Raw genomic sequence first — 11,216 nt, 5'->3', positions numbered from 1 at the left:
GGACGGGTCCGGGGGCGGCGTGGTGCTCGTCGAGGTGGACGGCGTCGGGCTGCCGGTGTCCGTCGGGGACTCGCTCGGGCTCTCGGACGGCGTCCAGGTGGGCGTCGTCGGACGGTACGACGGCGTCCGGCTCTTGGTCGGCTCCTGGCTGGTCGACGGGATGCTCGGCAGGACGTCGGTCGACGCGGGCGGCGCGCTCGGGTCGCTGACCTTCTGGCCCGCCTTGCCGTTGTCGCGGGAGCCGAGCGCGAGGACGGAGGAGACCACCACGATCGCCACGAACAGCGCGGCGGCCCCGGCCAGCGCGGCGGACCGGCCCGAGCCGATGAGCCGCCGCTGCAGCCCGCGGCCGCTCTTGTCGCCGTCACCGGCGTCGGCGTCGGCGTCGGCGCCGGCGCCGGCGCCGGCCTTGACGGTGACGAGGTCGCGGGGCAGCGTGCTCTCGGCGGGCCAGTCGTCGCTCGACCCGGACAGCGGGCCGTCGCCGGGCTCGTCCTCGAAGAGGGGGGCGTCGTCGTCCGCGTCGGGCGGGAACAGCTCGCCGTCGTCGAGCTCCGCCGCGCGGACCGATCCGGCGGCGAGCATCGCGGTCTCGTCGGTGTCGCCGGACGGGCGGGGAGCGGCGACGGGCGCGTCCATCCGCGAGGTTCCCTCGTGGCCGAGCAGCCGCATGAGCACCTGCCGGGCGCTCGGCCGGCGCGCGGGGTCCTTCTCCAGGCAGTCGAGCACCAGCTCGCGCAGCTGCCCTTCGAGGTCGCCGAGGTCGGGCTCCTCGTTCAGGATGCGGTTGATCACGGCGGGGATGCTGTCCTGGCCGAACGGGGGCTCCCCGGTGGCCGCGAACACCAGCGTCGCCGCCCAGCAGAACACGTCCGCGGGCGTCCCGACCTCGTCGCCGCTGATCTGCTCGGGCGCCATGTAGGACGGGGTGCCGATGACCCGGCTGGTGAGGGTGGTGCCGCCGCTGATCGCCCGCGCCACCCCGAAGTCGATGACGCGGGGGCCGTCCGGGCCGATCAGCACGTTGTGCGGCTTGAAGTCGCGATGGACGATCTTCGCCTGGTGGATCGCGGCGAGGGCCGTCGCGGTGCCGACGGCGAGCCGGTCGAGCGCGGCGCCGTCGAGCGGGCCCTGGCCGAGGACCTGCTGGTTCAGCGACGGGCCCGCGACGTACTCGCTGACGATGTAGGGGCGGTCGCCGTCCACGTCCGCGTCGATGACCTGGGCGGTGCAGAATGGGGCGACCTGCTTGGCGACCTCCAGCTCCCGCAGGAACCGGGCGCGGGCCTTGTCGTCGGACGTGAGATCCGCGTGCAGCAGCTTGATCGCGACCTGGCGGCCGTCGTCGTCGACGCCGAGGAACACGGCGCCCTGGCCGCCCTCGCCCACCCGGCCGATCAGGGCGTACGACCCGAGCCGATCCGGGTCACCGGACCGAAGCGCCCCAACCTCCATGCGTGGAACCGTCCCTCTCTCGATCACGGGGCCATCCCCCAGGCCCGGATCACCCCTCCGACAGTGTGACGCCCGAGACCGAGGGGAAGTTCACCGGCCCTGAGACCATACGGCGTGATATGCCCTACACGCCGCCGATCAGACGCATTTGGACCGGAGCACCACCCTAATGCCGTCACGTCTCACAGCGGTACGGGTGAGCAAGCCGTCACCCAAGCGAAATCGAACGTCCGGTGAACAGGACTTACGGCGTGAAATGGGACAGGACTTCGGGGTTGGCCATCGAGTCGCGGTTGGCGGCCTTGTCGACCGGGGTGCCCTGGAGGATCTTGCGGACGGGGACCTCCAGCTTCTTGCCCGACAGCGTCCGCGGGATGCCGGGGACGGCGTGCACCTCGTCCGGGACGTGCCGCGGCGACAGCGACGAGCGGATCTCGCGCTTCAGCCGCCCGAGCAGGTCGTCGGTGAGGGACGCGCCCTCCGCGAGCTGGACGTACAGCAGCAGCCGCCCCTCCTGGCCGAGCCGCCCGGTGTCGATGACGAGGCTGTCGGCGATCTCCTCGAACGCCTCCACGACGCGGTAGAAGTCGGACGTGCCCATGCGGACGCCGCCGCGGTTCAGCGTGGAGTCGGACCGCCCGTAGATGACGCAGCCGCCGTCCGGGAGGACCTTCACCCAGTCGCCGTGCCGCCACACGCCCGGATACATGTCGAAATAGGACTCGCGGTACCGCTCGCCGCCCTCGTCGTTCCAGAAGAAGACGGGCATGGACGGCATCGGCTCGGTGATGACCAGCTCGCCGACCTCGTCGATGACCGGCTTGCCGTCGTCGGTGAACGCCTCCACCTTGGCGCCGAGGCCGCGGCACTGGATGACGCCCGCGCGCAGCGGCAGCAGCGGCGAGGGGCCGACGAAGCCGGTGCACAGGTCGGTGCCGCCGGAGAACGAGCCGAGCAGCAGGTCGTCGGCGACCGCCTCGTACACCCAGGCGAACCCCTCGGGCGGCAGCGGCGAACCGGTCGAGCCGATGCCGCGCAGCGCCGACAGGTCGAGTTCGGCGCCGGGCCGGCGGCCCTCCTTCGCGGACGCCGTGATGTAGGGCGCGCCGACGCCCATGTAGGTGACGCCGTTCTCGGCGGCGAGCGTCCACAGGTCGAGGGGGGCGCCGTCGTACATGACGACGGTGGAGCCCACCAGCAGGCCGCCGATGAGGTAGTTCCACATCATCCAGCCGGTGGTGGTGAACCAGAAGAACACGTCGCCGGGGCCGAGGTCCTGGTGGAACGACAGGGCCTTGAGGTGTTCCAGGACGACCCCGCCGTGGCCGTGGACGAGCGGCTTCGGCAGCCCCGTCGTCCCGGACGAGTACACCACCCACAGCGGATGGTCGAACGGGACGTCCTCGAACTCCAGCTCGTCGTGCCCGGGACGCGGCAGGTCGCCGTAGTGCATGCCGACGCGCAGGTCGCCGGGGGTGGCGGCCGGGTCGAGGTACGGGATCAGCACGGTCGCGGCGAGGGTCGGCAGCGCGGCCTCGATCTCCCCGACGATCTCGCGCCGGTCGAACCGCTTGCCGTTGTAGGCGTAGCCGTCCACGGCGATCAGGACCTTCGGCTCGATCTGCGCGAACCGGTCGATCACCGAGGACGAGCCGAAGTCAGGGGAGCACGACGACCAGATCGCGCCCAGCGACGCCGTCGCCAGGAAGCAGATCAGCGCCTCGGGGATGTTCGGGACGTACGCGGCGACCCGGTCGCCCTTGCCGACGCCCAGCTCGGCGAGGCCCGCGCGCACCTCGGCCACGTGCAGGGCCAGCTCCCGGTACGTCAGCAGGCGGTGCCCGCCCGCCTCCGACCGGAAGATCACCGCCGTCTCGTCGGGGGTCTGCCCGGCCCGGCGGAGGGCGTTCGCGGCGTAGTTGAGCGTCGCGCCGGGGAACCATTTCAGGCCGTCCACCGGCATGGGGCCGCCCGTCCTGACCGGGCCGTCGCCCCGCGTGCCGACGACCTCGAAGTAGGACCAGATCGCGTCCCAGAACGCGTCGACCTCGGTCACCGACCAGCGCCAGAGGTCGTCGTAGGTCTCGGTGAGGACGCCCCGGTCCCACAGCCAGTGGACGAAGCGGGTCACCCGCGCGTTGGCGACGACCTCCTCCGACGGCTCCCACAGCGGCGAACCTTCGGCAACCTCACGGGTCATCTCTCTCCCTCCGCGGCGCGTGGCGATCCCAATATCCGTCCGGGCCGCACACGGCGCAACCTCCCAGATCGGTCCCGAGCGTACGCGCCGGCCGGCGAGCGGTCAGATGCGGGTCAGGTCCGCGATGGCGCTGACCACGGCCTTGGTGTCGGCGAGCGTCGCGACGACGTGTTCGGCGCCCGCGGCGCGCAGCTCTGCCTCGGTGGCGCTGCCGGTGGCGACGGCGATGATCGGGGACCCGGCGATGTGGGCGGCCTGGACGTCGCGCGGCGAGTCGGCGATGTAGACGGTGGCGGCCTCGGAGTAGCGGGCGCCGTGCCGTTCCCCGGCGCGGGTGCGGGCCAGCTCCAGGAGGGCGGCCTTGCTGTAGACGCCGTTCTCGTAGCCGCCCGCCTCCAGGTCGAGGTGGGGGGCGAGGCCCAGCTCGGTCACCTTCACGACCGCGTTCGGCTGCACGGACCCGGTCAGCACCGACTGGACGACGCCTGGCACATGGGAGAGCGCCTCGACGGCCTCCCTGGCCCCGGCCAGGACGCGGCCGTGGGTGCGCACGTCGGCGCGGCGCGTCGCGAACGCCTCGGCGAGCGCGGCCATGAAGGCGGGCAGGTGGTCGTCGGTGGTGACGACGTCGTTGAACGCGAGGGTCTCGAAGATGATCTCGGACTCGGTGCGGCCGGGGGTGGGCGCCAGCCGGACGAGGGGGCGCCCGATCGTCCGCTGGAACGCCTCGGCGTAGGCGTCCCGGGTGACCCGCGCGACGTCGACCAGGGTGTGATCGATGTTCCACAGCACCAGACGGTTCAGCGTCGACATCCCGTTCCCATGCGAGGTTGGACGAGCGTGGACGGGCGGCGTCCCCGGCACCGCCTCGCCCCACCGGAGCGGCGGGGCGAGCTTATCGTCCGGCCTGACGGGCACGGTCCGCAACCGTGCCCGTCAGGTCCGGTCGATCACCGCCTCAGGAGTCGATCGCCGCCTCAGGAGTCGAGCACGGCCGCGATGGCCTCGATCTCCACGAGCTGGTCGTCATAGCCCAGCACCGTGACGCCCATCAGGGTGCTGGGGACGTCGTGGTCGCCGAAGGAGTCCCGGACCACCTCCCAGGCGGCCACCAGGTCCGGCTGCCTGCTCGACGCGACGAGAACCCTGGTGCTGATGACGTCGTGCAGGGACGCGCCGGAGTCCGCCAGCGCGGTCCGCAGGTTCTCGACGGCCTTCGCCGCCTGCCCCGCGTAGTCCCCGACCGCCGCCGTCGATCCGTCCTCGTTCAGCGGGCAGGCCCCGGCAAGGAAGATCAGGCGGGATCCGGCGGGTGCCGTGGCCGCGTAGGCGTACTCGGCGACGTCGGACAGCGAGGACGAGCGGATCAGTGTGACGGCACTGGCCATGGTGATTCCCTTCGGATCAGGCAAGATCACGGCCAGCCTTTCAAAGGATCCTCCGCCGCGCCTCCGGTTATTTCGGCCTGTCAGGGGCCCATGTGCGGGTAGCGGAAGTCGGTCGGCGGGACGAGCGTCTCCTTGATCGAGCGGACGCTGGTCCAGCGGGTCAGGTTGAACACCGAGCCCGCCTTGTCGTTGGTGCCGGACGCGCGGGCGCCGCCGAACGGCTGCTGCCCGACGATCGAGCCGGTCGGCTTGTCGTTGATGTAGAAGTTCCCGGCGGCGAACCGGAGCGTGTCGGTGGCGGCGGCGACCGCGGCGCGGTCCTCGGCGATGATCGAGCCGGTGAGGCCGTACTCGGACACGCTCTCCATCTGGTGCAGGACGGCGTCGTAGTCGCCGTCGTCGTAGACGTGCACGCCGACGATCGGGCCGAAGTACTCGGTGGTGAAGATGTCGTCGGTCGGGTCGGAGGACTCCAGCACGGTCGGGCGGACGAAGTAGCCCCGCGAGTCGTCCAGCTCGCCGCCCGCCAGGATCTCGATGGTGTCCACCTCGCGGGCCCGCTCGATCGCGCGGCGGTGCTTGGCGAACGCGCGGTCGTCGATCACCGCGCCCATGAACAGCGAGAGGTCGTCGGCGACGTTGCCCATGGTGAGGGACTCGGTCTCGGCGAGGAACTCGTCCCGCATCCGGCCCCAGACGGACCGCGGGATGTAGGCGCGGGACGCGGCGGAGCACTTCTGCCCCTGGTACTCGAACGCGCCGCGGACGAGCGCGGTCTTCAGCACCGCCGGGTCGGCCGTCGGGTGGGCGACGACGAAGTCCTTGCCGCCGGTCTCGCCGACGATCCGCGGGTAGCCCTTGTAGGCGGAGATGTTCTCGCCGATCGTCCGCCAGAGGGCCTGGAAGGTGGCGGCGGACCCGGTGAAGTGCAGCCCGGCCAGGTCGGGGTGGCGCAGCGCGACGTTCGAGACGGCCCGCCCGTTGCCGGTGACGAGGTTGATCACGCCGGGCGGGAGCCCGGCGGCCTCCAGCAGCCGCATCGTGAAATGCGCGGCGAGCTGCTGCGTCGGGGACGGCTTCCACACCACGACGTTGCCCATCAGCGCGGGCGAGGTCGGCAGGTTCCCGGCGATCGCGCTGAAGTTGAACGGCGTGATCGCGAGGACGAACCCCTCCAGCGGCCGGTAGTCGAGGCGGTTCCACACGCCGGGGGACGACAGCGGCTGGATCTCGTGGATCTGCTGCGCGTAGCCGACGTTGAACCGCCAGAAGTCGATCAGCTCGCAGGCGGCGTCGATCTCGGCCTGCTGGACGGACTTGGACTGCCCGAGGATCGTGGCGGCGTTCACCGTCGCCCGCCACGGCCCGGCGAGGAGGTCGGCGGCGCGCAGGAAGATCGCGGCGCGGTCCTCGAACGGCATGGCGCGCCAGGCGGGCGCCGCCTCGCGCGCGGCGGCGACGGCCTCGGCGACGTCCGGTTCGGTCGCGTCGCCCATCCGGCCGAGGACGTGGGCGTGGTTGTGCGGCTCGACGACGTCGATCGGCGTCCCGGCGCCCATGCGCTGCTCGCCGCCGATCGTCATGGTCAGCTCGGTCTGCCCGCCGCCGAGCTCCTTGATCCTCGCCTCCAGCGCGGCCCGCTCGCCGCTGCCGGGCGCGTAGGTCTTGACGCGTTCGTTCACCGGTACCGGGACTGTGGTCGCGGCGTCCATGGCGGCTCTCCTGCGGTTCCGACGGCGTTGTCCGATGTGCCGGGACCTACCCGCCCATATGCCGGTCAGTCGAGCAGGTGAGGGAGTTCCTGGGTGGCGTACCAGAGGAGTTCGTGGCCCTCCGCGCCGTCGACGGTAAAGCGGGCGTCGTCGTCGCCCGCGTCGGCTGCCGGGAGGGCGTCCGCGGCGGCGGCGATGTCGTCGGCGGCGTTTGCGTCGTCCACATGCCCGGACGCGATCTTCTTCCACGGAACGGCTTCGGAGAGCGTCACGGTGGCGCGGTCGTCGTTGGCGAGCCCGGCGTCGCCGCGCGGCCAGGTGACCAGGTGGTCGGGGACCTCGGCGGCGAGGACGACGCGGCGGCGCGGGGCGGCGGGGTCGGCGGCGAGGAGGCGCAGGGAGGCGCGGGCGGCGGCGGACATCGCCGCGTACTCCAGCTCCTCCAGGTCGCCGCCCGCGTACCACTCGCGCAGCGCGGGCGTGACCGCGTGCGCCGCGACCGGCGCGGGGCCGATCTCCTGGGCGGCGTGGACGCCGGCGAGGAGCGTGAGCGTGGACGGCAGGTAGACGCGCATGAGGTGAGCAAGTCTGCCAGACGGTCAGGGCAAGAGCTTCAACGCGCGCAGTTCGGCGATGGTGGTGTCGGGCCCTGTGTGGTGGATGCCGCGCAGCCCGAGGTCCTCCGCGGCGCGGACGTTGTGCTCGATGTCGTCGATGAAGACGCATTCGGCGGCGTCCAGGCCGAGGAGGTCGAGCGCGTGCCGGAAGATCCGCTCGTCGGGCTTGCGGAGGCCGACCTCGGAGGAGATGACGACGGCGTCGAAGACCTCGGCGAACAGGTCGCTGGGGTAGTCGTTGCCCCACGAGTTGGACAGCACGGCCGTACGCGCTCCGGCGGCGCGGGCCGCGCGGAGCGCGTCGTACATGGGCTGGACGGGGGTGAAGGCCCCGAACATGCGGGCGATGAGCCCCGCCGCCGCGACCGGCCCGCCGTCGGCGGTGAGCAGCTCGGCGGCGAGGAGGCGCTCGAACTCCTCGGTGGGGAGGCTGCCGTCCTCAAGACCGTGGATGGGGTTCGTCCCCGCCCCGTCGTACGCCTGCTTCACCCAGGCGCGCATCACGTCCTTGTACCGCTGGACGTCGATGCGTTCGGCGGCGAGCCACACGTCGATCGCCTCGGTGAGCGGTGAGGTCAGCACCCCGCCCCAGTCGGTGATGACAGCTTTGACCTGCGCGGCCTGCACCGTCGCGCTTCCTTGTACTGGCACGGCCCGATCGTAGGCGATTGCGGACCAAACCCCCGAACCCCGTTCTGCCCTACACCCCGTCCGATCTCCCTGACGCCCCGTCCGATCTTCCTGAAACCCCGTCCGAAAGGCCGCCGGCCCCAACTACCGGCCGGCCCCCGGATCCTTCGATCAGGCTGATCTGAGCCGTTGAAGAGCCTCCCGCACGCCCCCATCGGTCTCTTCGAGTACCACCGACGCGCGTGCCGCGGGCACCTCACCGAGCAGTGAGACCAGCGCCACGCGCGTGTTCCCTCCGGCTTCCGTCAGCGCGTTCTCGCAGGTCCGCGCGTCCATGCCCGTCGCCTCCGTGAGGATGCGGACGAGCCGGGCGCGCAGCTTGCCGTTCAGCGCGTTCACGCTGACCATCAGGTTGGAATAGGTCCGGCCCATCCTGATCATCAGTGTGGTGGAGAAGGAGTTGAGCACGAGCTTGGTCGCCGTGCCCGCCTTCATCCGGGTGGACCCGCTGATCACCTCCGGCCCCGTGGCGAGGCCGATGTGCACATCCACCTCGTCCCCGTAGGGGGTGTGCGGGTTGCAACTGATCAGCGCGGTGCGGGCGCCGACGGCGCGGGCGGCGCGCAGCGCGCCCACCACATAGGGTGTGCGGCCGCTCGCCGCGATGCCGACGGCGATGTCGCCGGGCCGGACGTCGCGGGAGTCCCGGCGGCCGAGCTCGACGTCGTCCTCGACGTCGGAGATCGCCTGGGACAGCGCGCCCGGCCCACCGGCGTGGTGGGCGACCACCCGCCCCCATATGCCGAACGTGGGTGGCAGCTCGGCCGCGTCGATCACCGCGAGCCGTCCCGACGTGCCCGCGCCGAAGTAGTGCACGCGTCCTCCAGCGCGCAGCGACTCCACGGCGAGGTCCACCAGCCGGGCAACCTCCGGCAGGACGGACGCCACGGCCATCGGAACGGTCGCGTCCTCAGAGTTGATCAGGCGCAGCACCTCCAGGGTCGGCAGCGTGTCGACGTCGAGGGTGCGGGGGTTCCGCCCCTCGGTGGGGAGCTCGCAATCGATCACCGACGCCTCCGGTCGGGTCGCACGGTCCGGCCGCGGACCGCCTCGAACGTGGCTTCCAGGGCCTTGCGGGTGGGCCCGTAGGTGCGCTGGGCCACCCCGACGAAGAGGCAGTCGACCACCGTGAGCTGGGCCAGCCGGCTCGCGGTGGCGCCGGAGCGGAAGGTCGTCTCCCGCGCCGCCGTGGTCAGGATCAGGTCGGCCACCTCCGCGATCGGGGATTTGGGGAAATTGGTGAGCGCCACGGTCTTGGCGCCCCTGCTCTTGGCGACCTCCAGCGCGTCGATGGTCTCCACGGTCGAGCCCGTGTGCGAGATGCCGATCGCCACGCTCGTGCTGCCCAGCACCGCGGCGCTGGTGAGCATGATGTGGGCGTCCGCCCATGCCGAGCAGACCCGCCCGATGCGGTGCAGCTTCTGCTGGAAGTCGGCCGCGACGAACGCGCTGGCGCCGACGCCGTAGACGTCGACCCGGTCCGCGGCGACGACCGCGTCCACGACCTGTTCGAGCATCTTGATGTCGAGCTGGGAGGCGGTCTCCTCCACGGCCCTGGCATCGGCGAAGGTCACCTTCTCTACGATCTGTTCGAGGGAGTCGTCGGGACTGATGTCGCTGCCGATGACCCTGCCTCCGGCCGCGCTCTGGGCGCGTCCGGCCTCCGTGGCGAGGGTCAGCCGCAGCTCTGGGTACCCGTGGAACCCGATCGCCCGGCAGAACCGGATGACCGTGGTCTCGGAGGTACCGCACGTCTGCGCGAGTTCGGTGATGGTGGAGTTGGCGACCCCTTCGGGGTCGTCGATGACGCGTTGCGCGACTCGCCGCTCCGCGGGGGGCAGCGAGGGAAGCAGCGAGCGGACCCGGACCACGGTGCTCAGCGGCGTGCTGTCCCGGTCCCGCTCCGGGGCCTGGCCCGCCGCCTCGTCCCGTGGTGGACCGGGCTCCCCCGCGATCCCCCGGTCGGGGCCCTGCTCGTGGCTCCGTTCGGAGCCGATGGGTTTCCTCATGATGGAAATTTTCTTACGCGCAGGATGTCACGTCAACGGTAGAAAAGGCTACGGTCGCCATGTGTTGACCCATTTGGCCGGTCCTTACGTGGTCGGTATCGACGCGGGTGGCACGAAGACCCGCTGCGTCGTGCTGACGCTGGGGGGTGCTCTGGCCGGTTCCGGCACCGGCCCGGGAGCAAATCCCAACTCTGGAGGCGACACCGCGGGGGCGCTGACCACCGCCCTGCGGGAGGCGCTCGGGGACCTTGACCGTACCCACATCCTCACCGGCGTGTTCGGCATCGCCGGCGCCGGCTCCGCCGGGCGGCCCGCGGCCGTCGCGGCGGCGCGGCAGGCGTGGCAGGCCGTCGGCCTGCGCGGCTCGCCCGCGGTGGTGACCGATATCGCGGTGGCGTTCCACGCCGGAACCAGCGAGCCCAAGGGCATCGTGGTGTTCTCCGGCACGGGCGCCGGCGCGGCGGTCATCAACGACGGGACGATCGTGCAGCGCGCGGACGGCTACGGCTGGCTCGTCGGGGATGAGGGTTCGGCGGTATGGCTCGGGAAGGAGGCCGTCCGGGCCGCGCTCGCCGCCTACGACGGCCGCGGCTCCCCGACGCTGCTCACCGATTCGGTACCCCGGGCGCTGCTGGGCGCCACCGTGGTCGCGGAGATCGACGCGGAACGGCGGAGACCCCGCCGACCGAGGGCGCTGGCCATGGCCGGCGCCCATTCGTCGTCACCGGGCGCCCACCTGCTGTCGCAGGCCGTCATGCTCTCCTCCGGAGCCGGCACCCCTCTCGGCCCCTCGTCCCTCAGGAGCGGCACGGCCACCGCCGTGCTGGTCCCCGACCCCCCTGGCCCGTCCGGCGACGGGCCAGGTCAACCGCCCGGCAACGGGCGCTATCCGCCCACCGGGCACGTCCCGCATCCGGCGTCCGGCGAGGGCCCCGCCGGTCCGCACCGCCCGCCCGGCCCGTCCGGCTCCCACGGGCCGGGCTCCCACGGGCCGCCGGGCTCGCACGGATCGCCCGGCTCCCACGGGCCCCCGGGCCATCCGGGCACGCACGGGCCGCCGGGCCATCCCGGCGGCCACGGGCCGCGCGGCGATCCGGGCGCGCACGGCCCGCGCGGCGACCCGGCTCCGCCCGGCCACCCCGAGA

At 72.3% G+C, this 11,216-nt stretch carries 10 protein-coding genes; 1 reads left to right on the top strand and 9 read right to left on the bottom strand.

From position 1 onward, the window contains the following. From E1264_RS32815 to E1264_RS32775, 9 genes are all read right to left on the bottom strand, one after another. On the bottom strand, positions 1-1,455 hold a 1,455-nt coding region (locus E1264_RS32815), incomplete at its 3' end, for a serine/threonine-protein kinase (RefSeq protein WP_132179709.1). Positions 1,456-1,699: 244 nt separating this feature from the next. Then, on the bottom strand, positions 1,700-3,655 hold the full coding sequence (locus E1264_RS32810) for an acetoacetate--CoA ligase (protein ID WP_132179707.1): 1,956 nt from the start codon (positions 3,653-3,655) through the stop codon (positions 1,700-1,702). Between the two features lie 102 nt (positions 3,656-3,757). Continuing rightward, positions 3,758-4,468: a haloacid dehalogenase-like hydrolase gene (locus E1264_RS32805; RefSeq protein WP_132179705.1), complete on the bottom strand. Its 711-nt coding sequence runs from the start codon at positions 4,466-4,468 to the stop codon at positions 3,758-3,760. 164 nt (positions 4,469-4,632) lie between these two features. Beyond that, positions 4,633-5,043, bottom strand: coding sequence for a Rid family hydrolase (locus E1264_RS32800; RefSeq protein WP_132179703.1), 411 nt, complete (start codon positions 5,041-5,043; stop codon positions 4,633-4,635). Positions 5,044-5,123: 80 nt separating this feature from the next. Continuing rightward, positions 5,124-6,755, bottom strand: a complete 1,632-nt coding sequence (gene pruA, locus E1264_RS32795; RefSeq protein WP_132179701.1) for an L-glutamate gamma-semialdehyde dehydrogenase — start codon at positions 6,753-6,755, stop codon at positions 5,124-5,126. 65 nt (positions 6,756-6,820) lie between these two features. Further along, a complete protein-coding gene (locus tag E1264_RS32790; RefSeq protein ID WP_132179699.1) occupies positions 6,821-7,330 on the bottom strand; it encodes a hypothetical protein in 510 nt (169 codons plus the stop codon). Positions 7,331-7,354: 24 nt separating this feature from the next. Further along, positions 7,355-8,023: an HAD family phosphatase gene (locus E1264_RS32785; RefSeq protein WP_243711307.1), complete on the bottom strand. Its 669-nt coding sequence runs from the start codon at positions 8,021-8,023 to the stop codon at positions 7,355-7,357. A gap of 150 nt (positions 8,024-8,173) precedes the next feature. Further along, a complete protein-coding gene (murQ, locus tag E1264_RS32780) occupies positions 8,174-9,070 on the bottom strand; it encodes an N-acetylmuramic acid 6-phosphate etherase (RefSeq protein ID WP_132179697.1) in 897 nt (298 codons plus the stop codon). Then, entirely contained in the window at positions 9,067-10,071 is a 1,005-nt protein-coding gene (locus tag E1264_RS32775; protein ID WP_243711306.1) for a MurR/RpiR family transcriptional regulator, read from the bottom strand. The genes murQ and E1264_RS32775 overlap by 4 nt, the downstream gene beginning before the upstream one ends. 61 nt (positions 10,072-10,132) lie before the next feature. Between E1264_RS32775 and E1264_RS45635 the strand changes: the two genes are divergently transcribed. Continuing rightward, a partial coding sequence (locus E1264_RS45635) for a BadF/BadG/BcrA/BcrD ATPase family protein (protein ID WP_279491735.1) occupies positions 10,133-11,216 on the top strand: 1,084 nt, incomplete at its 3' end.

It is taken from the genome of Actinomadura sp. KC216, assembly GCF_004348535.1.
Taxonomy (GTDB): domain Bacteria; phylum Actinomycetota; class Actinomycetes; order Streptosporangiales; family Streptosporangiaceae; genus Spirillospora.
This window is presented reverse-complemented; position numbering and strand designations above follow the sequence as displayed.

Bases quoted from the DNA above. Each gene is read 5' to 3' on its own strand.
- E1264_RS32810 (WP_132179707.1), bottom strand. From the start codon at position 3,655: ATGACCCGTGAGGTTGCCGAAGGTTCGCCGCTGTGGGAGCCGTCGGAG.
- E1264_RS32805 (WP_132179705.1), bottom strand. From the start codon at position 4,468: ATGTCGACGCTGAACCGTCTGGTGCTGTGGAACATCGATCACACCCTG.
- E1264_RS32800 (WP_132179703.1), bottom strand. From the start codon at position 5,043: ATGGCCAGTGCCGTCACACTGATCCGCTCGTCCTCGCTGTCCGACGTC.
- pruA (WP_132179701.1), bottom strand. From the start codon at position 6,755: ATGGACGCCGCGACCACAGTCCCGGTACCGGTGAACGAACGCGTCAAG.
- E1264_RS32790 (WP_132179699.1), bottom strand. From the start codon at position 7,330: ATGCGCGTCTACCTGCCGTCCACGCTCACGCTCCTCGCCGGCGTCCAC.
- E1264_RS32775 (WP_243711306.1), bottom strand. From the start codon at position 10,071: ATGAGGAAACCCATCGGCTCCGAACGGAGCCACGAGCAGGGCCCCGAC.